Origin of the sequence: Bacillus multifaciens (genome assembly GCF_030756675.1) — a bacterium.
Lineage (GTDB): Bacteria > Bacillota > Bacilli > Bacillales > Bacillaceae_G > Bacillus_A > Bacillus_A multifaciens.
The window spans coordinates 211083-232537 of record NZ_JAVBXD010000001.1; the positions used below are offsets into that span (position 1 = coordinate 211083).

At 36.0% G+C, this 21455-nt stretch carries 26 protein-coding genes and 2 riboswitches; of the genes, 6 read left to right on the forward strand and 20 right to left on the reverse strand.

Features of this window, described 5'->3' with window-relative positions:
- Positions 1–26 precede the first annotated feature (26 nt).
- Positions 27–173, reverse strand: coding sequence for a hypothetical protein (locus Q9306_RS01215; protein ID WP_306194431.1), 147 nt, complete (start codon positions 171–173; stop codon positions 27–29).
- Between the two features lie 91 nt (positions 174–264).
- Positions 265–486 (reverse strand): hypothetical protein, encoded by a 222-nt coding sequence (locus tag Q9306_RS01220; protein ID WP_306194433.1) that lies wholly within the window; start codon positions 484–486, stop codon positions 265–267.
- A 242-nt stretch (positions 487–728) separates the two neighbouring features.
- On the opposite strand from Q9306_RS01220, the gene Q9306_RS01225 reads away from it, so the two are divergent.
- Complete coding sequence (locus tag Q9306_RS01225; protein WP_306194435.1) at positions 729–1352, forward strand: VC0807 family protein; 624 nt, start codon at positions 729–731, stop codon at positions 1350–1352.
- A gap of 147 nt (positions 1353–1499) precedes the next feature.
- On the opposite strand, the gene Q9306_RS01230 is transcribed toward Q9306_RS01225, so the two are convergent.
- From Q9306_RS01230 to comGA, 9 genes are read right to left on the reverse strand one after another with little or no spacing between them, the layout of a single operon-like run.
- Positions 1500–1694, reverse strand: a complete 195-nt coding sequence (locus Q9306_RS01230; RefSeq protein WP_306194437.1) for a YqzE family protein — start codon at positions 1692–1694, stop codon at positions 1500–1502.
- A gap of 36 nt (positions 1695–1730) precedes the next feature.
- Complete coding sequence (locus Q9306_RS01235) at positions 1731–2228, reverse strand: shikimate kinase (protein ID WP_306194438.1); 498 nt, start codon at positions 2226–2228, stop codon at positions 1731–1733.
- A 1-nt stretch (position 2229) separates the two neighbouring features.
- On the reverse strand, positions 2230–2607 hold the full coding sequence (gene comGG, locus Q9306_RS01240) for a competence type IV pilus minor pilin ComGG (protein WP_306194440.1): 378 nt from the start codon (positions 2605–2607) through the stop codon (positions 2230–2232).
- Positions 2604–3044 carry a competence type IV pilus minor pilin ComGF gene (comGF, locus tag Q9306_RS01245; RefSeq protein ID WP_306194442.1) on the reverse strand — a complete coding sequence of 147 codons (441 nt, stop codon included), beginning with the start codon at positions 3042–3044 and terminating at the stop codon, positions 2604–2606. Before comGF ends, comGG begins: the two co-directional genes overlap by 4 nt.
- Positions 3031–3348: a type II secretion system protein gene (locus tag Q9306_RS01250; RefSeq protein WP_306194444.1), complete on the reverse strand. Its 318-nt coding sequence runs from the start codon at positions 3346–3348 to the stop codon at positions 3031–3033. Before Q9306_RS01250 ends, comGF begins: the two co-directional genes overlap by 14 nt.
- A complete protein-coding gene (gene comGD, locus Q9306_RS01255) occupies positions 3338–3772 on the reverse strand; it encodes a competence type IV pilus minor pilin ComGD (RefSeq protein WP_306194446.1) in 435 nt (144 codons plus the stop codon). The genes Q9306_RS01250 and comGD overlap by 11 nt, the downstream gene beginning before the upstream one ends.
- Positions 3769–4074, reverse strand: a complete 306-nt coding sequence (comGC, locus tag Q9306_RS01260) for a competence type IV pilus major pilin ComGC (protein ID WP_306194448.1) — start codon at positions 4072–4074, stop codon at positions 3769–3771. Before comGC ends, comGD begins: the two co-directional genes overlap by 4 nt.
- A 12-nt stretch (positions 4075–4086) precedes the next feature.
- Positions 4087–5127 carry a competence type IV pilus assembly protein ComGB gene (comGB, locus tag Q9306_RS01265; protein ID WP_306194450.1) on the reverse strand — a complete coding sequence of 347 codons (1041 nt, stop codon included), beginning with the start codon at positions 5125–5127 and terminating at the stop codon, positions 4087–4089.
- Positions 5114–6157 (reverse strand): competence type IV pilus ATPase ComGA, encoded by a 1044-nt coding sequence (comGA, locus tag Q9306_RS01270; RefSeq protein ID WP_306194452.1) that lies wholly within the window; start codon positions 6155–6157, stop codon positions 5114–5116. The genes comGB and comGA overlap by 14 nt, the downstream gene beginning before the upstream one ends.
- 215 nt (positions 6158–6372) lie before the next feature.
- Here comGA and Q9306_RS01275 point away from each other — a divergent pair, with 215 nt between their 5' ends.
- The 3 genes from Q9306_RS01275 to Q9306_RS01285 all read left to right on the forward strand — a co-directional run bounded on the left by Q9306_RS01275 (position 6373) and on the right by Q9306_RS01285 (position 8929).
- Positions 6373–7071, forward strand: a complete 699-nt coding sequence (locus Q9306_RS01275; protein WP_306194454.1) for a helix-turn-helix transcriptional regulator — start codon at positions 6373–6375, stop codon at positions 7069–7071.
- A 114-nt stretch (positions 7072–7185) separates the two neighbouring features.
- Positions 7186–7428 (forward strand): DUF2626 domain-containing protein, encoded by a 243-nt coding sequence (locus Q9306_RS01280; RefSeq protein WP_230574913.1) that lies wholly within the window; start codon positions 7186–7188, stop codon positions 7426–7428.
- Positions 7429–7534: 106 nt separating this feature from the next.
- A complete protein-coding gene (locus tag Q9306_RS01285; RefSeq protein WP_306194459.1) occupies positions 7535–8929 on the forward strand; it encodes an L-cystine transporter in 1395 nt (464 codons plus the stop codon).
- A gap of 120 nt (positions 8930–9049) precedes the next feature.
- On the opposite strand, the gene Q9306_RS24545 is transcribed toward Q9306_RS01285, so the two are convergent.
- Together Q9306_RS24545 and Q9306_RS01290 are read right to left on the reverse strand one after the other, a co-directional pair.
- Positions 9050–9433 (reverse strand): CPBP family glutamic-type intramembrane protease, encoded by a 384-nt coding sequence (locus Q9306_RS24545; RefSeq protein WP_371932288.1) that lies wholly within the window; start codon positions 9431–9433, stop codon positions 9050–9052.
- A gap of 241 nt (positions 9434–9674) precedes the next feature.
- Positions 9675–9890 carry a DUF3912 family protein gene (locus Q9306_RS01290; RefSeq protein ID WP_306194639.1) on the reverse strand — a complete coding sequence of 72 codons (216 nt, stop codon included), beginning with the start codon at positions 9888–9890 and terminating at the stop codon, positions 9675–9677.
- Positions 9891–10242: 352 nt separating this feature from the next.
- Here Q9306_RS01290 and Q9306_RS01295 point away from each other — a divergent pair, with 352 nt between their 5' ends.
- Entirely contained in the window at positions 10243–10554 is a 312-nt protein-coding gene (locus tag Q9306_RS01295; RefSeq protein ID WP_306194461.1) for a hypothetical protein, read from the forward strand.
- A gap of 26 nt (positions 10555–10580) precedes the next feature.
- Here the strand turns inward: Q9306_RS01295 and Q9306_RS01300 are convergent, their stop codons facing one another.
- From Q9306_RS01300 to Q9306_RS01315, 4 genes are all read right to left on the reverse strand, one after another.
- The gene (locus tag Q9306_RS01300) at positions 10581–11072 is read right to left on the reverse strand and encodes a hypothetical protein (protein ID WP_306194463.1); all 492 of its coding nucleotides are present in this window, start codon (positions 11070–11072) and stop codon (positions 10581–10583) included.
- Between the two features lie 60 nt (positions 11073–11132).
- Positions 11133–11510 carry a nucleoside 2-deoxyribosyltransferase gene (locus tag Q9306_RS01305; protein WP_306194465.1) on the reverse strand — a complete coding sequence of 126 codons (378 nt, stop codon included), beginning with the start codon at positions 11508–11510 and terminating at the stop codon, positions 11133–11135.
- Positions 11511–11567: 57 nt separating this feature from the next.
- Complete coding sequence (locus Q9306_RS01310) at positions 11568–11771, reverse strand: DUF3966 domain-containing protein (RefSeq protein WP_306194468.1); 204 nt, start codon at positions 11769–11771, stop codon at positions 11568–11570.
- 115 nt (positions 11772–11886) lie between these two features.
- Positions 11887–13614: a DUF2339 domain-containing protein gene (locus Q9306_RS01315; protein WP_306194470.1), complete on the reverse strand. Its 1728-nt coding sequence runs from the start codon at positions 13612–13614 to the stop codon at positions 11887–11889.
- Between the two features lie 205 nt (positions 13615–13819).
- On the opposite strand from Q9306_RS01315, the gene Q9306_RS01320 reads away from it, so the two are divergent.
- Positions 13820–14368, forward strand: a complete 549-nt coding sequence (locus Q9306_RS01320) for a DUF3916 domain-containing protein (RefSeq protein ID WP_306194471.1) — start codon at positions 13820–13822, stop codon at positions 14366–14368.
- Between the two features lie 56 nt (positions 14369–14424).
- Here Q9306_RS01320 and murG read toward each other — a convergent pair whose 3' ends face one another.
- The 3 genes from murG to Q9306_RS01335 are packed head-to-tail and all read right to left on the reverse strand — an operon-like array spanning position 14425 to position 20758.
- The gene (gene murG / locus Q9306_RS01325) at positions 14425–15483 is read right to left on the reverse strand and encodes an undecaprenyldiphospho-muramoylpentapeptide beta-N-acetylglucosaminyltransferase (RefSeq protein ID WP_306194473.1); all 1059 of its coding nucleotides are present in this window, start codon (positions 15481–15483) and stop codon (positions 14425–14427) included.
- Between the two features lie 41 nt (positions 15484–15524).
- Positions 15525–18926 carry a methionine synthase gene (gene metH, locus Q9306_RS01330; protein ID WP_306194475.1) on the reverse strand — a complete coding sequence of 1134 codons (3402 nt, stop codon included), beginning with the start codon at positions 18924–18926 and terminating at the stop codon, positions 15525–15527.
- A complete protein-coding gene (locus Q9306_RS01335; protein WP_306194477.1) occupies positions 18923–20758 on the reverse strand; it encodes a bifunctional homocysteine S-methyltransferase/methylenetetrahydrofolate reductase in 1836 nt (611 codons plus the stop codon). Before Q9306_RS01335 ends, metH begins: the two co-directional genes overlap by 4 nt.
- 228 nt (positions 20759–20986) lie before the next feature.
- Positions 20987–21097, reverse strand: a riboswitch (SAM riboswitch).
- 201 nt (positions 21098–21298) lie between these two features.
- A riboswitch (SAM riboswitch) is annotated at positions 21299–21417 on the forward strand.
- The last annotated feature ends 38 nt before the right edge of the window (positions 21418–21455 follow it).

Consider the following 21455-nt stretch of genomic DNA (forward strand, 5'->3'; position numbering starts at 1 on the left):
TTTATGTTAGACAGTAACAGTTCGTTTTAGATTTTCCCATTATATTTTCGGCCATCGTTATGTTCTTGCTGATGAATCTTTGTCATTCTCTTTTGATATTCTCTATCTTTTGCACTTACATGATTTGCATCCGTTTCTTTATTCTTCTTTGAACCGCCTGCTCCGTTACTCATTTTGTTCACCCCACTCGTATATACTTCGGCATTAGTTTTCGCAATCAACATTCCCCTTATACAAAAAATAAGGAGAGGGAATTCCCTCTCCTTACACATATTTTTGAAACATATCATGCAACTCTTGATTCACAAGGTAAGAAATCTGCTCATCTGACTTATGAGGATAACGATCGCGCAGTCGAATAGATGCCTTTAAAACTAAGTTCTCTAATACAGAACGGCCGCCCTTTCCATAAATCGTTTCTGCATATTCTATTAATCTTCCATCCTCAAGTGTTGCAGGATTTTGATCGAAGAAAAATTTACTCATTTGTACCACCTCTCCTTTGATAACGTTTACATTTATATAAACTCAATATGTTATTTATTTCACAATTAATGTATGCATGTATAGATGTTTAGTTCCATTATAAAGCAACATTACCATAGTATCAAAGTGTATTTTAGACAATTTTGTGAACAAACCTAAAAAAATGAAAGCGTTTTAATCATTATATAAACAAGTTTAATATTCAGAAATTTTATTGTACAATACAAAAAAGGAGGAGTTCAATGAAACAAAACAAAAAAGCTATCTACGATATTATTTTTTATCTCATCTTTCCATTTGTTATTTGGAAATTCGGCAAACAATATATGGATGCATATTATGCCATGCTCCTTTCTTCTGTGCCGGGCATTTTTTATACACTGTATTGTTTTAAGAAAGAACGGCAATTTCATGTGACCGGCTTTTTTATCCTCATTACGATGATTGTAAATACAAGCGTAGATTTACTTTCCGGCTCAGCTGAAAAAATGTTATGGAACGACGTGTACTATCACATTGTACTTGGTATTGTTGTGATATGTACTATTTTTATCAAACAACCCCTCATGCTATATTTCGCAGCTGACCTTGCTGCATTGCAAGGGGATGATCGAAAGAAATCGCAATTGTTATATCGTGACCCACGCCTCTTTTCATCGTTCCAATACTTTACTTTCTTTTTTGGCTTACAATTTATTGTACTTAGCGGTATTAAGATCTATATGATTTCTAAATTTGGAGTAGACGGATATGGAGAAATGAAAGCGATTATGACAGGAGTTGGTTGGTGCATTTCAATAGGAATTGGAGCTGGGTTCCTTTGGATTAGTAATAAAATTAAACAGGTGACTGAAGCTGAAGTTTAACGCATAAAAAAGAAGCTCCACTGCTTGTAAGCAGGGGAGCTTCTTTTCTAGGTCATATTGCCGAATATACGGCGTGTTCAACTTGCCGTAGAAATTGTACTATGACATGAAACCCTTTTCTAGTTGTAAATGATTCCATGGCAATACTTAACTCGATTTCTTTTTCTTCATTTGACGATAAAAGATTGCAGCACTTACCGGTAACATACCAAACCAACGATTTAAAAATGGTTCTCTCTCTTCACGGCGCTGTTGCCGTTTTTGTTTTCGGTCCTCTTTTGGAGCATCCATATACGATACAAATTGTTGTGTGACATATCTTATATAATCATTTGTAGACATATCTATCACCTCTACTAGATTAGTATGTCCACTTTTTTATTTATTAATCAGCCCTTGAATTTCTTGAACAATTGCTTCAATACTTTTATTTGTCGTGTCGATCTTCACCGTTGCTTCTTCATAATAAGCTTGGCGCTTTTCAAATTTCTCGATAAACGATTGGATATTCTCTTTTTGAAATAACGGTCTTGTTGTATCCCCAGCAATTCGTTCCGCAATGACATATGGATCACAGTACAAATAAATTACAGTTCCATGTTCTTTCATCCACTTTCGATTCTCCGCTTTTTCAACGATTCCTCCTCCAGTTGTAATAATACAATCATGTGTCGGTAATGATTGCAGCATTTCACTTTCATACTTTCGAAACTCATCTTCTCCTTCTTCTGAAAAGATATCCCGAATCAGTTTCTTTGTCTTTTCTTCAATACATTGATCTGTATCAATAACCGTCATATGAAGTGCACTGCTTAACGCTTTACCAACTGTTGTTTTCCCCGATCCCATAAAACCTGTTATATATAATGTTTGCATGTCATCCTCTCTCCTCTTGCCAATTCGTAATCGCTTCGTTATTTATATTATAACGAAAGCTAACTTTACTTGCGCGCTTTCGTTTTGTCGTACATTGTAAAGTAATAAAAGCATTCCCGTCTACCATTGTGTAATCTCCCTTTGCTTCTCCTGTTTCATACGTATAAAAAAATTCTCGTTTTCCCATTGGGGCTTTTAATTCTTGTTTCACATCTACAACAGCTTGGTTCATTATTTCTTCTAATATAAATAATTCTTCTGCTTCTGTATAAAATTTTTGATCTGATAAAAATATACTCGTCTCATATAGAAAAAAAGACATGAGTAAAAATAGGAGGATCATTGTTCCCGGCATTGTAAATCCACTTTCCGATTTCATCCTTTCACCTCAACAGCAGAATAACGGGTCACAACACCATCGTATACTTTACCGCTTATATCCTGTACACGTATCATTAATGTATGAGCTGCTAATTGATAAGAAATGCCCTCTACTTTTTGTAAAAGAACTTCGTGTCCTGCTCCATTTACTTTCCGAACAACATTATTTCCAGACTTAACATATGTGATATGTTCTCCTGCCTTTGTTTTGAAAACCACTTTCCCTTCTCCACTATTTCCTTCCTCTACATCACGAAACTCAATTTGCACTTGCTCTAAAAAAACGTTCCATTCCCAATTCGTAATTTGTTTAGGGTACGGAGGTTCTATAAAGAGGACTTGAAGACGCGGGAGAAGAAGAAAAAATACAGATACAAACAGAAAACATATCATAACTTCTAATAACGTAAACCCGGCTTGTTTATTTTTTAACATAACGACACCGTTCATTCTCACGCTGTTTACTATCTTTCCACATTACGCACACCTTTTCGCTCTTCCATTGAATTGTGTATACCGTATGTTCATATCGCTTTTCGATTACTGGCGAAACGATATGATCATACATATATACTGCTGCCGCTTCTTTCAAAAGTAGCTGCGCTTTGTACCTTAACTGGATATTTTTTCTTTCCTGCATAATAAGAAGCGTTTGCGGAAGCAAAAGCGAAACCGCCATCATTAATAAACTAAGAGACACAAGAATTTCTAGCATAACCGAACCTTTGTCACACTTCATAATACGTAAATCTTCCTCTCCCAAGTTGAAATACAACATGGTACGTTTTGGATTTATAAGAAATAATAATTGTTCCGCCTCTATTAATATTACCGTCCGGCCCGTAACTCATTGGATTAGGGAATGTGTTTACATTCACCTGTATATCAGATGGATAGTAACGAACGAGAACAGGATTTGTTTCTCCTGACGATGTAATGGTATACGAAGCTTGATTAGGAAACCACCGTAATGTGTGACGGTTATGGCGGCTCATCGCTACTTGTTGCATGAAAAGGATGTCTTGAGAAAACTGCTGCATAAACTGATTCATCTTTTGTTTTTCATAAATCGACGTTAAATTAAAATACGTTACTACACTTAAAGTAGAAATAGCACTTAATACGATGAGCATTTCTAATAGAGTAAAACCATTTTTCTTCACGATTTCCCTACAACTTTAACCTCTCCATTTGCAGTATCAATTGTAATACTCTCCCCTTTTGGACAAGTTTTAGATGTAATATACTTTCCCGTATATAAATCATCCACTGTTGGGATTTTATTATATTCTAATTGATATGCTTGTACTTGTGATTCAACTGATTTTACAAAGGCATCACATCCCTTTCCTTGTACAGAAGAACGTTGATTTACTACATTTGGAATAATAAGCAGTAGTAACACAGAAATGACAACCATAACAAGCAACATTTCTAACAGTGTAAAGCCTTTTTCATTTTTCACGGAACTCGCCTCCTAAATAGAATCCATCATTTGAAACATTGGCATAATCATCGCTAAATACATAAGCACAACAACCATTCCGATACATGCAAACAAAAGGGGCTGTATAACAAATAAAATACGATTAATTTTCTCTTCGATTTTTTCTACTGTCATTTCACTATAGTCGGCAAGCTCAGTTGCTAAATTTCCATTTGCTTGTCCATGTTTAATAATGTAAGCGAGCTCCTGTTCATAATACGAACGATTCATCATAATAGAATCTAGATGTTCACCTACCGTTAATAACTCCTGTATTTTGAGAGCTTCACATTGAAAAAACAAATGATGCTTTTGCTCCTTCATTAACGTTAGCGCTTCTAATATAGATAACCCACCTTGTAAAAGGCCGCTTAATTGAATTGCAAAATAGTGTGAGTTCGTTAATTTAAAAAACATTTTTATAAGAGGCACTCTCATACAAATATCCATTCTCGTAACCGGATGCAACCTTTTTACATACAGCATATAGATGAGTACTGCAGTGCCAATTGCAACAACAACGCCTCCCATAACATACGGAAGTGCTTGAATAACTGTTAAAATACTGTCTGTAAATGAAGTAGATGATCCGCGGAGTGAACGGTATAAAGTAGAGAACTGTGGAAGAAGAACTAGGTTAAATACAAGGAGAATACCTAATAAAAACAAAGAAAGAACAAATGGATAGCGCAGCACTTTCATCATATTTTTTTGATGTTTATCTTTTCTGCCAAGGAGTGAGCTCCCTTGCTGCAAGGCAAAGGCAATGTCACCATGCTGCTCTGCATAAAATAAATAACTTAAAATATCGGGATGAAATGCAAGTTTATAAAATACATCATGTAAGCTGCTTCCCTTTTTAAATTCTTCAGCAGCATCTTGAAGCTGTATTTGCTTACGCGGGGTTAAGTGAAAATGTAAAAACTCTAATGCATGTAATAAAGAGTATCCTTTCTCTAAAAGTTCGCCAAGCCTTCGCAGCAGCAATGCTTGTTCATGTAACCGCCACTTTTCTTTCTTAAACATAAACATCTTCTTCAATAAATCCTAGTGCATACCCTTTTCTTAATTCATCTTGGATCGTTGTATATTGGTACGTTGCTTGTTTTCCATTTGCTTCATAGATGACTTCTTTCAATTCATCACCGTACAATAGTTCATAAATGCTCGCTCGGCGTACGTGACGCATTTTTTTACATAACGGCGAACATTTCCCTTTGCAAAATGGACATTTTAATTCCACGAGTCGCTGCGCTGCTACTGCTAGTAGAGATTGTTCAATTTCTAAGAGTGAAATACCATAATCCATTAAACGTAGCACTGCACTCTTTGCATCATTCGTATGCAATGTTGTCATAACTAAATGTCCCGTCAAACTTGCTCGAACCGCCACCTTTGCTGTTTCTTCATCTCGGATTTCTCCTACTAAAATAATATCTGGGTCATGGCGTAAAATCGCTTTTAATCCAGTTGCATACGTAATACCCGCTTTTTCATTAATTTGAATTTGTAATAGTCCATCTTTTTTCTTTTCCACTGGATCTTCTAGTGTCACAATGCGGCGAGTCTGTTCCTTCTTTGCTACTTCTAAAAGAGCGTACATCGTTGTCGTTTTCCCCGATCCTGTCGGTCCTGTGAAAATAATTAACCCGTGCGAATGATGTAAAAAAGAGAGAAGTATTTTTGCGGAATTTGGGAATAATGAAAGATGAGAGAGGTTCGGTACCGCAGTTTGTAAGTGCAACCGAATTACGAGACTTTCATGATGCACAGTTGGCAAAGTAGAAAGGCGTAAATATACCTCCTCATCATCAACTTTCATCTGCAATGCACCATTTTGCGGCTTTCTCCTTTCACCAATATCCATAGCTGCTAAAAACTTAAAGTGTGATACAAGTCGGTCACAAAATTCTTTTGAAGTATGATGCTTTGTTACTAAATCTTTTCCAATACGCAATTGTACAACAGCATCTTCATGACGCGGCACAATATGAAGATCTGATGCCCGCAACCTACATGCTTCTTTCATAATTGTGTCGGCAAATTGTTCGACAGCATTCACTGTTATCGCCTCCTCACTCTTTATATATCATGACCATCATGAAAAGAAAAATGGCAAATTTTCTATTTTCATGGAGATATTTTCTGATTTTTTATACCAAGAAAGTTTGTGAATTTATGAACAATTAATGAATCATTGCCCAAAAACATGTTATACAACGTTATCTATATTATAATATTGTTATCTCAGATAAACCGATAAAGGTGGCGATTCTCATGGAACAAGCTTTAAAAATTACAAACGTACTTTCTGATCCAACACGCTATTATATTTATAAATATATTTCTCAAAAACACGCTGAGGTAACCGTACAAGAAATTGCTGACGAATTTGATATTCATCCGAATGTTGCGCGTTTACATCTTTCAAAGCTAGAAGATGTAAATATGTTAAAATCGGAAACAAAAAAAACAGGTAAAGGCGGCAGACCTAGCCGGTTATATGTCTTATCAGATGATGTCATTCAACTGCAATTTCCGTTTCGCGATTATCAATTGTTAGCACAAATTGCTTGCAATACATTACTTAGCTTAGGTGAAGTTGGTGAGAAAGCACTTTATGAAACGGGTAAAAAGTTTGGTAAAGAATTAATGGAACAACAGCTAAATCGCTTAAACATTAATGAAAATGAATTAACGGTTGAACAAAAAGTACAAATTGCCAAAGAGGCTTTAACAACAGCGGGCTTATCTCCAGAATTTGAACTAAGCACCGATGGATCAAAAATTTTCTATGACGTATACAATTGCCCATTTAAAGAAGTTGCCATTCATCATCCAAAAGAAGTTTGTAACATGCATGTCGATATGATGAAAGGGATCTTTGAAGTTCTATTTCCGAACATGGAATTAACACATAATGATAATATGTTCGAAACAGGTTGTAAGTCTTGTAATTATCATCTTCATGTGTAAAATAAGAAGCCAGATTATACTGGCTTCTTATTATTTTGTAAATGTTTACAATAGTTAGAAAAGTGCATTATAATTAAGGAGAGTATTGAGTTCATACAAAGGGAGGGGAATGGGATGGAGCGCATGTTTCGCGTTCTCGGCTTTTGGACTGGTATTTTTTCCGTAATGTTTTATTTAGGGGATATGTATGGGACAGCACTATTATTTTTAGGACAAACAGGATTTTTTGTACTTTTAAGTTATTTAAAATTAACAGAGCGTATGTACATTTATGTATTTGGCGCATATTTAACAGTCTTCTTCATTGGGTTTACATACTATACGACATTCCTTCTTACACCAGGAATTGGACATTAAGATGGCATATATGCCATCTTTTTTTATACCCTCCCCATTTCATAGTTGACTTATAGGTTTTATTGGAATATATTTATTTGTAACAGATTTGAAGGGGGAAAACAGTATGAGTACATTGTTAGTTAGCATAAACGTCATCATTATGCTCCTATTACTCGGTGTATTGTATTATATGCAACGGAAACACCTTTCTTTTAATAAACGTGTATTTACCGCACTCGGACTCGGAATTATATTTGGACTTATTTTACAACTTTTTTATAAACCAACTTCCGAGGTCATCATCCAATCTAATAATTGGTTTAACTTAATTGGAAGTGGTTATGTTAAGTTATTACAAATGATCGTTATGCCGCTTATTTTAGTTTCAATTATTTCAGCGTTTACAAAATTAAAACTAACTAATAATCTCGGGAAAATTAGCGGTCTTATTATTGGCATTTTACTTCTTACAACTGGAATTGCCGCTGCAGTCGGAATTGCTGCAAGTGCTGGTTTTGACTTACAAGCAACGGGCTTACAGCAAGGCAGCGCAGAAACAGCTCGCTTAAAATTAGTACAAGAAAAATTTACTTCTATTGAGCAAACACCGATTCCGCAAAAATTATTGGAACTACTTCCTGTAAATCCATTTCTAGATTTAACAGGTGCTCGTCCAACATCAACCATTTCTGTTGTTATTTTTGCCGCATTAATTGGGATTGCCTTCTTAGGAGTGAAAAAGAAATATCCAGAACAAGCAGAACAATTTAAGAATATGCTAGATGCCGTATATGCTGTCGTCATGCGTATGGTCACATTAATTTTACGTCTTACTCCATACGGCGTACTTGCTCTTATGGCAAAAACCGTTTCAGGAAGTGACGTGCAAGCTATTTTAAAACTTGGTAATTTTGTATTGGCATCTTATGTAGCACTTATTGTTATGTTTATTATTCACTTATTACTGATCGCTCTTTCTGGTTTAAACCCAGTGCAATATTTGAAAAAAGCATTCCCCGTTTTAACATTTGCGTTTACATCACGTTCAAGTGCAGGTACGATGCCGTTAAATATTGAAGCGCAAAAAGAAAAGCTCGGTGTTTCAGAAGGAATTGCAAACTTCGCTGCTTCCTTTGGTGTATCAATTGGTCAAAACGGATGCGCAGGTATTTATCCTGCTATGCTTGCCATGATGGTTGCGCCAACTGTTGGCATCGACCCGCTGCAGCCGCAATTTATCTTAACGTTAATCGCTGTTGTTGCAATTAGTTCATTCGGCGTTGCTGGTGTCGGAGGCGGAGCGACATTTGCAGCACTTATCGTACTTTCTACTCTGAACTTGCCGATTGAAATTGTCGCTCTATTAATCTCTGTTGAACCATTAATTGATATGGGACGCACAGCTTTAAACGTGAGCGGCTCTATGACAGCTGGTCTTATTTCTAGCAAATGGCTTGGAGAGTTAGATGTAAATACGTACAATGAAGCAGTCGATAAAACTGAAGAAGTTGCATTATAAGAAAACACCCTGGATTGCCAGGGTGTTTTTCTTGTTTTTCTTATAATGACAGAAACCATCTAATTTTTAGATGGTAGGTAAAATGAAAATTATATGTTCTAGCCTCACTACATCAACTTATTAAAAAGATTTTATGTTCTTTTTATCCAAAACCAATAATTCTTCTGATTCAAAATCAACTTTCTCTTGTTTAAATAATTTCGGCCAAAATATCAAAATTAATACACTATAAAACTGAACTAAACTAGATAATTCTAAAGACATACTTGGTGGAGGGAGAAATAAAGGAGTATGGAAGTTGAATAACAAATGTATAAATATCGGCACATATAAATTCCTTGTTCTAATATATGCAAAAAGATAAAGGATACCACACATCAATACATTTAAAAATGTCACAATAATCAACATCATTGGGGTCTTTTGAATTGTAATCCAACTTGGAAAATGAAATAAAGTAAAACAAAGTTGAGAAAGCAATGCAGAAAGCAGTAGTAATATCAATTTAAAGATTTTTCATAAACGATTCCCTATTAATAAGGCATATTAAACTGCGATATCTTAAATAAATTTACTACTCCCAACACCTATAACCATTTTATACCATATAATTTATTACACCACACCTTAATAGTCAATTAATTCTGATATTAATTCAGATTTTTTATCAAAGATCATAATACTTACAGCATAAATAAAAAACACGCTATTTTAAGCGTGTTCAATACCATCCACATCTTTTATTTCACAAATAACCTTGCTCTTCACACCAATCATGAAATTGCCGAACATCTACATCAATTAAAACAATATCTTTTAATTCAATATCAATATCCATGCCGTCAATTACAATCACATATTTTGCACCGTTCTCCGTGCTATTTCGTTTTATGGTCCCTATTTGATTTCGATACGGTCCATCTTTTACATATGCTTTTTGTCCTGTAATATCAAAGTTCAACATCTTCACCTCTTTCATTTGCTCTACTTATCTATGTATATGATGAAACAACGAAAGAGTCCTCTATTTTTTTACTTTATTACAATTATTTTTCATTTATTTTAATTTTATAAAATACACATAAAAATTCATGTTCAAAATAAATTGATAGCGCTTTCTTGAATAGGCTCATGTTATACTAATACAGTCAATTTGTCATCAAAAGGCTGCTCCATTAATGATCAATTTCATGCATCGTTTTTTACCAGCATTTATTCTTAACAATCATTTTGGCTTTCTCACAGTCTTAATGTGGAGAGCTTAATGCCCGCAAATAGCGAGATTAAGTCGAATTTCTTAAAGAGGAAAAACAATGAATACAGTAACAATTACAAAAATCATCGAAACTTTACAATCATATGGATTTCAAAATGTAACATATTGCGAAAAAACAAAACAATATCTGTTTCAAAACAGGGCAGATATTATGAGTGGTTATGCAGAAATCACATATAGTGCTCAATTTGAAAAATTCAGCTTACAAATTCATCCTATTGAAACGCATCACCTTACAGAATTGCAAGAAGTCGAGAAGCATATACAATCTTGCATCCGAAAGGTTGAGCGATTAAATGCAATCATTGAAAAGCAATATACAAACGCAAAACATACAATTATTCTATAAAAAAGAACGTGCCAAGCACGTTCTTTTTATACATTCATATTGTCTTTAATCTGAAGACCCGACACATTTTCTATTAACTCAATCGCTTCTTCTAATGTCATCTCAAAAATTGTTTGGCTACCTTCTACATAAGGGAATTTTGGAAAACGTTTCTCCATTTTCTTGATTGTATCAGATAAAAACATCGCACTATCTACACGAAATTCTGATTCTAATAACACAATGTAGTCTAATAACTGAAATCCTAGTCCATTTATAAAAGAGATGAACTTCTCTTTTGACTGCGATGATAGAAAGACGTTACGCTCAAGTTCATAAAATAAGTCTTCACCTAAAATCTCTTCTAATTCCTCATCATGTTCACGATTAATAATCTCTTCATATCCATAATCATCAACAAGTTCTTCTACTTCTTCCCCATCTTCAAATAGTAATTGTGCTAAAGTTGCACCTTTCTTATATTCACTTTGCTGTACAACTGTTAAGAAATTCGTTTTCCATCCTTGTTCTAAATGCATGTTTTATAGCTCCTTTTATACATCCTTTATTTTTAAATATATATTTTGTGGCAACTAAAATCAAACTTGTGAAACACCTAACACTTCTTCTATACATTCTTCTATACTTCCTTCAACTATATGCACTTCCGGTAAATGGTAAAACGTTGTATCCAAAGGACTGTTTCCTCTATATACAAATATTTTCTTTTCCCAAGCAAGCGCCATACCGAATTCGGTATGACTTCCTTTTCCTCCATTTAATAAAAGCAGAAAAACGTCTGCGTCTCGTACAGCTTGTTTTTCTGCTTGTCCAATACTTTGTAATTCTAATCTATTTGTTGCTTTTTCATTTTTTGTCCAATCATATGTATGAATCCACCCTGCTTGCTTCAGTTTATCTGCTACAAGGCGGACAATTTGTTTATTTGTAAATGTTGAAGCGATGTAAAATTTCATACTACCTCTCTCTTTCATATATAAAAATAGGCAGGAAAATTTTTTAAAAAAAGACATTTACGACTCTTTTTTTGCTTTTTTATTCATCTTATCATTTAACATATCTAATTCAGCTGTAATTTCTGATTGTTCTAATTTGCGTTCTTGTGAAAAGTTCCGTCCCATATAAACTATAATACTACCAATATACAATATTAAACAAACAACTAGAGCAATATTTTCATAGAGACTTAGCCCCAATGTAGTCACTCCTAATCTCATCCATATTTACACGCATCAACAATTAGAATTCCCCTGTCAAATCTATGCTATTGTAACATAAAGTGTGCTTTTATCTCTATCTTAAAAAGCAATCCTAAATGGATTGCTTTTTTTACTACTCACCTTTTTCTTTCGAGAAAAACATTCTAGAAATAACAATCCCTAGCCCACCAATAAGTAAGAATAATACTGCACGAATCATCATTGATACTTCTGGTAAATCTAAGAAGAATAACTTAATAACTGTCACAACTAACACAACTAATCCAGCGTATAATATTTCATTCATTCCTCTATTACGTCCAAACCAAACTGAAACTAAAGCATATATCATCCATAGAAGAGAGACAAATACACTGATAATACTTCCGTCTGTTGAAAGAACCTCTCCTATTCTAGTAATCGTAATAAATACAAGCATCATAAAGCCATATAACGTAATCGAATACACATATTTCCCAAAATGTTGCAACATTGGTTTCACTTTCATCATTCCATAATAAAATGTTCCAACTAAAATGAGATGGGCTACAAAAGCTGCTGACATGAATGTCTCAAATGGACTAACAAGCGTTTGCAACATACCGATTACATAAATAACCGCACTGATATAAAACTTGATTTCTTGTTTTAATTTCGCAGAAGTAACAATACCTAAAAAACCTTGTAACATCAATACAATTGCTCCATTTACTAAACTAAATTCATATAAAATCGCTAAACTAAACGACCCCATCGCAAAACCAAATAAAAGATCTGTAAATGACGATTTTTTATTTTTCATATAGTCAGTTACAAACATTACAGTGTGTACTATTGTACTCATTAACAATCCCCATGTTGTAAAATCCGGGATTTTCGCAATTGCCATAATAAAGAAGATTGCATTGGCACTAAACAAAGCCATTCTAGGTTGATAAATAAAACTTCGATCAATAAACATATGCAAGAAAAGCAGAATATGAATTAATCCATAAATGATTGTTAATTGTACCTGTAAATTCCCTAGTAACACGGTCATAATTACAAAAAAGACAAACGTTACAAGTACAGAAACAGAGTAAGATACCATATATAAATATTGATAGCGATTTTTATACGCATACCATAATAAACTAATCGTTAACACTGTTTCATATCCAAAGAAGATGTAAGAATTAGGTGTCGTACTATTTAATAAGAACGGTACAAAAAAGGCTCCTACAGATACAAATATAGCGAGATACTCTGATTGATATCGCTTAGCTAAATAGATACCGAGGATAATCCAAATAATGTTGAATATAAATGCAATGCTTGCCGGAAAGAAATGATACAAATAGTGCGCAGCGAATGTCGTTAAAACAATACCTGTAATACTTCCTCCAGCTAATACTAAACCTAACGCTTGACGTTCTTTTTTTATTTGTATATCACCTACATAATACAAAACAACTGATAATGCTACGCCAAATACAATACGAATTGCTGGAGTAAGTAATCCTGCATCTACTCCCGCTTTAAATAGCCAAATTACCCCAAGCAGCATAATGGCAACGAAAATACGTGGTAGCCATGTTTGACAAAATTTTATAATGTCAAATGGTTCAGGCTTAAATGCAGATATATCTACCTGCTTTATCTCCGGTTCCTTCACACTTTCTTTGCTAATGACTCTTTCTTCCTGTCGTACATTTTGCACAGGGATACTAATTTCTTGTTTCTTCTCAATTGGTGCCTTTACTTGTTGAACTCTTTCTTCGTCCATTGCTCTTTGCTGTGCTCTTAACTCATAGAGCGTCTCCTGCATTGTATCAATTGCCGTTTCTAGAGCTTCTATTTTTTTGTTTAAATCCTGTTTCATTCTCTCCCCCCTCTAATCATGCTGCTAAAATAGTAACGCACCTATAATTGGTCTAATTTCCAATTAACTACATCATACTATTAGTTTATTCATTTTTTAAGAAAATTTTTCCTGATATTCTCCAATTTCTGCTATTATAGTAACAAATAGCATTCCCACTCGAATTTTCAGCTTAACTAGAAAATATTGTTTACGAGGTGTTACTTTGAAACAATCGATTTGGAACAATGACTCAAAAAAGAAAACCCGTGGTCTAAGGCGCGCATTCCGAAATTTCCTTAAGTATACGACTATACATACAAGCTCTTTACCAAATGCTAACGACCATTCTGCTTTAGGTTGCTGGTCTATTCATCTTCCCTTCAATCCTTCTTATATGCATGCAAAATGTAATTCAAACTCAATTAAACGATTTTATTTACAGACAGCAATCAATCGAGTAGAACATTTAATCCATCTAAAAACTGTGACTGAAAAAGAATATCGTATTTATTTTGGTGTCTCTTTTCCTAACTTACACACTTCTCATATCTTAATTGTATTTAGCAAACAAGGGATAGAACGATTTTTTGAAGGCTTTCTACGTAGATACATGGATGGACCACAGTGGATTTCATTACCACAAGAACGCGATATCGAAAAAGAATTCGGCTTACATATACCTAAAGAATTACAAGTAAAAGGATATACAGAAATTTTTACTCACCCTGATTACAATGACAAAGAAATATGGTTTATAGGCGAATTAGATTAAGCAAAAAAGGTGTTAACAGCTTTCCAAACAGCTCCAAAAGCATGATTTCTATGAAATCATGCTTTCGTTACATAATCAATAATCGTTTGCAAAGCTTCTTGTCCGTTATATTGCTGCATCGATCTTTTATACTGCAAACGATTTTTATACAGTTCTTCTACATGTTCAATTAGCAACGTTTCTGTTATGTCTTCTTCAAATAACACACGTCCATATCCTTGTTTTTCAAAAGACTGCGCATTTAAAATTTGATCTCCTCGGCTCGAAGATTTTGGAAGAGGAATTAATAACATTGGCTTTTGTAATGTTAGAAACTCAAAAATAGCATTGGATCCTGCACGAGAAATGACAATATCCGTTGCCGCTAATATATCAGGAAGTTCATCGTGAACATATTCAAATTGCTTGTATCCCGGTGTATTCTCAAGTTTTTCGTCAATATTGCCTTTCCCGCACAAATGAACAATTTGATAGTTTTGCAGGAGGTTCGGTAACGCACCGCGTACTGCTTCATTAATGCGTCGTGCTCCTAAGCTGCCTCCCATAACCGTAATAACTGGTTTTGATGCAGTGAATCGTAAAAATTGCAGTCCTTTGTTTCGACTTCCCTGCAATACCTCTTCTCGCACAGGTGAACCAGTAAATACTGTTTTTTCTTTCGGTAAATGTTTTTTCGCTTCTTCAAACGTAACAAATATTTTCGAAGCAAAGCGAAGAGCAACTTTATTTGCAAGTCCAGGCGTCATATCAGACTCGTGTAAAAAAACAGGAACACGGTTTAGCCACGCTCCAATTACAACTGGTACAGACACAAAGCCGCCTTTTGAAAAAATAACATCCGGTTTTAACTTTCGAATAAGGAAATACGCATCCATAACCCCTTTCATAACAAGAAAGGGGTCTTTTATATTTTTTAAATCAAAATAACGGCGAAGCTTTCCGCTCGCTATTCCATAATAAGAAATCCCTTCTTTTTCAATAATCGTCTTTTCGATTCCATTATGTGAACCAATATAACACACCTTCCAACCGCTCTTTTGAAAATGTGGTATAAGTGCTAAGTTCGGCGTAACGTGACCAGCAGAACCTCCGCCTGTAAATATAATCGTCTTCACAGTATGTCTATGTCTCCTTTTAGTAAAAGTTTTACTTTTAATTATAACACACTGAAATAACGTGCTTCTGGATGAGCAAACACCATAGCCGATACAGAAGCCTCTGGTTCCATCATAAACCCTTCCGTTAAGGAAATTCCAATTTCTTCAGAGCGAAGCAACCGGAATAACTTTTCTTGATCAGCAAGCTCTGGACACGCAGGATAACCAAAAGAAACGCGAATTCCTTGATATTTTGTGCGGAACCGCTCTTCCATCGTCATATTTGGTGAATCTGGAAATCCCCAGCGATCACGGATGAGCATATGTGTTTTTTCAGCTAATCCTTCTGCAAGTTCCAGCGCAAGTGATTGAATCGCATGGCTACGCAAGTAATCGCCTTGTTCTTTCCACTTTTCTGCTACGGCACGGACACCTTTCCCAACCGTTACAGCTAGAAAAGCAACATAATCCATTTCATCTCCAACTGGGCGCAAATAATCACCAAGCGTGCGATGCGGTGCTTTTCCTTGTCTTGGGAATGTAAAGCGTTCTAATACACGACCCTGATCTTCTGGATCATAAATTAAAACATCTTGATTTTCACTTTGTGCAGGAAAGAATTGATATACAGCGCTCGGACGTAACCACGATTCTTCCCCGCGAAGCAATTCATCGACTAAGTCATTCAGTTCATGAGCTCTTCTATCTCCTTCTTGCAGCAACTTTTTTACATTTCCTTTTAAACCTAAGTGATGTCCAAGTAACATTTGTCGATTTAAAAACGGAGCAAGATGTGCTACTGAAATATCACGTAGAACAATACGTTTTGTAGAATGCGGTACCATTACTGGTGCTGGTGGCAATTTTTCAATTTGAATCGGTACCTCTACTACCTTTTTCTCTTCTTTTACAACAACATGTAAGTGACGCTTCGCTTTTTCCTCACGCATCTTTTCTCGTTCCTCTTCTTGTTGCAAACGATTGATAAGATCTAATCCTGTCATCGCATCGCTTGCATATAGAACAAGCCCTTGATAAGAAGGAGAAATCCTCGTTTCTGTGAATTTCCGCGTCAGCGCGGCACCTCCAACAACAATCGGAACGTCAATATTAGCCGCTTTTAAGTCTTCTGCTGTTGTTACCATTTGCTGCGCAGATTTAACGAGTAATCCTGATAAACCAATAATATCTGGTTTCTGTTCTTTCACTTCTTGAATAATACGATCAGATCGCACATTAATACCGAGGTTTACAATGTCATATCCATTATTCGATAAAATAATTTCTACTAAATTTTTACCGATGTCATGCACATCACCTTTTACTGTCGCAAGTAATACTTTCCCTTTCTTCGCACTATCACTTGTCTCCATATACGGCTCTAAATACGCAACAGCCGCTTTCATACTTTCCGCACTCTGCAGTACTTCCGCCACAATAAGCTCATTATTATTAAATAAACGTCCCACTTCATCCATGCCGGCCATAAGCGGCCCGTTAATAATGTCAAGCGGCTTTCTTCCTTCATCTAGCGCGATTCGCAAGTCATCATGTAACCCTTGTTTTGTCCCTTCTACAATATAGTGAGATAATCGCTCTTCAAGCGTTAACGTTTCAGCTGCCACGACTTCTTTTTTCTTCACGTTTCGATAAAAATTTGTAAATTCCTCTAATGTTTCTTTCGTCGTCTCAAACAAAAGAGCATTCGCCAACGCCTTTTCCTCTTCAGAAATAGAAGCATACCGCTCTAGCTTTTCGGTATTCACAATGGCATAATCTAAACCAGCCTTTGTTGCATGATATAAAAAGACCGAATTTAATACTTCGCGCCCTGCTGGCGGCAAACCAAATGAAATATTACTTACACCTAATATTGTTAAACATTCCGGCATTGCTTCTTTTATGAGCCGAATGCCTTCAATTGTTGCTGCAGCTGAACCGATATATTCTTCATCACCTGTTCCAACTGGAAAGACAAGTGCATCAAAAATAATATCTGACGGGCGTACTCCATATTTTGTTGTTAAGAGTTCATAACTTCTTTTGGCAATTTCAAGCTTCCGCTCAGCCGTTACCGCCATACCAATTTCATCAATTGTTCCCACAACAATAGCCGATCCGTACTGTTTAATAAGGGGAATCACCTTTTCAAAACGCTCTTCTCCATTTTCTAAGTTAATAGAGTTAATCACCCCTTTTCCTTGCAAATAAGTAAGAGCTCGATTTATCACTTGCTCATCTGTTGAATCAATCATAATTGGTACCTTTAATACTTTTGTCACAGCTTGCAAGAAATTTTCCATATCTTCTATTTCATCCCGGTCTGGGTCTGCCATACAAATATCAATAATATGGGCATTTTTCTTTACTTGTGCCCTTGCTACTTCCGCTGCTTCTTCAAAATTCCCTTCTGCAACAAGACGTTTAAATTTACGTGAACCAATTACATTCGTACGCTCTCCAACGAATAACGGGCGCATGGAATCTTCATATTGCAACGCTTCAAGTCCGCTAATCCCATGACCTTTTCTTTCTCGTTTCACACGAGGATCAAATGATAGCAGCGCCTCTTTCATCGCACGAATGTGTGCTGGCGTTGTTCCGCAGCACCCACCAACAATATTCACCCAGCCTTCTTCTGCAAACTGTTTCACTTTACGAGCAAGTGACTGCGGGGATTCATGATAATGACCGTCTTCATCTGGAAGTCCAGCATTTGGATAACAAGAGATGTAACACTCAGATAACTCTGCAAGTGAACGAATATGTTCTCTCATAAACTCTGGTCCTGTTGCACAGTTTAATCCAACCGATAATGGATTCATGTGCTCTACCGATAAATAGAATGCTTCAATTGTTTGCCCAGCTAACGTCGTTCCCATCGGTTCAATTGTTCCTGAAATCATAAGCGGAACTTTTTTCTCCGCCTCAATAAATGCCTTTTCAATTCCTAAACAAGCTGCTTTTACATTGCGCATGTCCTGACTTGTCTCTACAAGTAACAAATCTACACCGCCGCGCAGTAAACCACGTGTTTGTCTTGTATATGCTTCAATAAGCTCTTCAAAAGTAACGCCACCCGTGACACTAATCGCTTTTGTCGTTGGGCCCATTGCACCGGCTACATATACCTCTTTACCGCTTTCTTTGACAGCTTGTTTCGCTAACCTGGCCGCTCTTTCATTCAACTCCTCATCTAAGTGTGAAAGATTATAATCACTGAGTACAATGTTTGTTGCACCAAATGTATTTGTTTCAATAATATCTGCTCCTGCTTCAATATACGCTTTATGAATATGTAAAATAACGTTCGGCCGTGTTTTTACTAAATATTCATTACAGCCCTCATATTCTTCTCCGCCAAAATCTGCAGCTGAAAGGTCTTCTTGTTGAATCATCGTTCCCATTGCACCATCTAATATTAAAATTTCTTGCTGCAATCTTTCCTCGATTTGTCTCATACATTCATTCCTTCTTTCTGCTCTTTCTTTGCCTGAATATACTGAACGAGCGCTTCTGTCACTTCATATTTTAAAAACGGTGTAATTAAATAAATACCATTAAATACTTCCATCGCTACATCAATTAATTCTTTACATATATGAATACCTTCTGTCACTGCTTCTTCTGATGTTCTATGTCCGTCCATACGCCTTCTCACTTCTTCTGGAAGAGTAATGCCTGGCACTTCAAAATGTAAAAAATCTGCATTTCGTTTACTTACAAGCGGCATAATCCCAATAAAAATTGGCTGTTCAATATGCTTCGTTGCTTCATATACGTTTCGAATAACTGCCGCATCATAAATGGGCTGCGTTAAAAAATACTCCGCACCAGCTGCAATTTTCTTCTCCATACGTTTTACAGCTGCCTCAATATGTCTGACATTCGGATTAAAAGCCCCGCCAATTGAAAAATGGGTAGCTGCTCCAATTGTTTTTCCTAAAATAGAACGGCCATTGTTCATTTCCTTAATCATTTTAATGAGTTCTATAGAAGAAAGGTCATATACAGATGTTGCACCTGGAAAATCACCAACCCGTGCAGGATCTCCGGTTAATGCCAATACTTCCTCCATACCGAGCGCTGCTAATCCAAGTAAATGAGACTGCAGCCCAATCACATTATGATCACGACACGTTAAATGGGTTAATATAGGGATATCATGCTTTGTTAATAACGCTCCCATTGCCATATTTGATACGCGAGGCGATGCTAAAGAATTATCTGCTAACGTAATCGCATCTGCTCCGGCACGCTTCAATGCCTTTGCTCCTTCAAAAAATCTCTGTGTATCCAACGTTTTGGGCGGATCTAGCTCAACAATCACCGTCGTTTCCTTTTTCGCTTTTTCTGCTAATGTAATTCGATCCACTACATTTACACGCTGCATTGTTATTACTTCCGCTCGCTTTACAACTTCTTTGGCTGTAACAGGGCGCTCATTTTCAAGCGCTCGCTTCATCGCTTCGATATGGGCAGGAGTTGTACCACAACAGCCTCCTAGAAGCCTAACACCTTGCTTAATAAATGCCGGCGCCATCTCTTCAAAATAAGCCGGGCTTCCTTCGTATACGTAGCGACCTTCTACATATTTAGGAAGACCAGCATTTGGATACGCAGATAAGTAACCATATTTAGGAATTTCTATCATTTTAAAAGATTCAATCATATGAAGCGGTCCTAACTGGCAATTTAATCCGACCACATTTGCACCGTACTCTATAAGCTGCTTCAATACATCATCCACACTATTTCCATTTTGAGTTGTACCAGCTTCGTGAAGGGCAAGCTGCGCAATCAGAGGGACATTTGTTTGTTTACGTAATACTTTCACTGCATGAAGTAATTCAAACTCATCGTAAAACGTTTCTAATAATAGCCCATCCACACTTTCTTCTAGCAGGGCGTCTGCTTGCTCTAAGAGCATAAATTCGCGCTCCATATCTGTAGTTGTAACTGCTCCAATATGTTTCATTCCACCGATGGTCCCAACGATTGCATTCTTTTCTGTCACAGCTTCTTTTGCATGTCTTACAGCGGCCCGGTTAATTTTCTTTACGCGATCCTCAAGACCGTACATGCGAAGTTTCCCTTCGTTTGCTCCATATGTATTTGTTTGAATAACATCTGCCCCTGCTGCAACATATTGCTTATGAATCGAAATAATCCGCTCCGGTTCAGATACATTCAATTCTTCAAAACAGCTTTGTAAACCATGCGAATACAGCAATGTTCCCATCGCCCCGTCCCCAATCACAATTCCTCTTTGCAATAAATCTAGTAGTTTCATATGTCTCCCTCTCTTCTGTCAATATATAAATCTATTATGGTTTTTCGACATATAAGTCACTGCTATGCAAAACCTACACTCGCTTTCTTCTTTTGTTTTTAACCTTGTACGTGGCAGGAAAAGGCCCTGACCGCTTCTATATATAGCCAGATGCTCTCGCCCCTAGATATTTGTATTTATATAAAAACCCCCTCTTCTTAATGAAGAGGGGGACAGCTTTGTATCCTCCTCTTATCATTCAGAACACTTTGTTCCGCAGGTCTTAGCACCGTTTCAAACATGTTGTTTGAAGGTTGCTGGGTTTCACAGGGCCTTTCCCTCCACCACTCTTGATAAGAGTTTCATTCAATTATGTTTTCAAAAAGCGAACATCATCCATTCACTTATTAACAATCTTTGTTAATTTTTTCACTAATTTAGCATGTTAAAGTACGAAAGTCAACAAAAAGAAAGAAAAATAAAATTATTCAAAAAATAGTTGCGTTTCTTTCTAAATTTATTGTAAAGTAAAAAACATAATTAAAAACTTCATATTTCGAATTCTTATCGAGAGAGGTCGAGGGACTGGCCCAATGACGCCTCAGCAACCATTAATAAGCTTTTTATTGTTAATAAGGTGCTAATTCCAGCAAATTGAGAAATGATTTGATAGATAAGAAGAAGACTATATTTGCCGTATATAAGCCTTCTTCTTAGA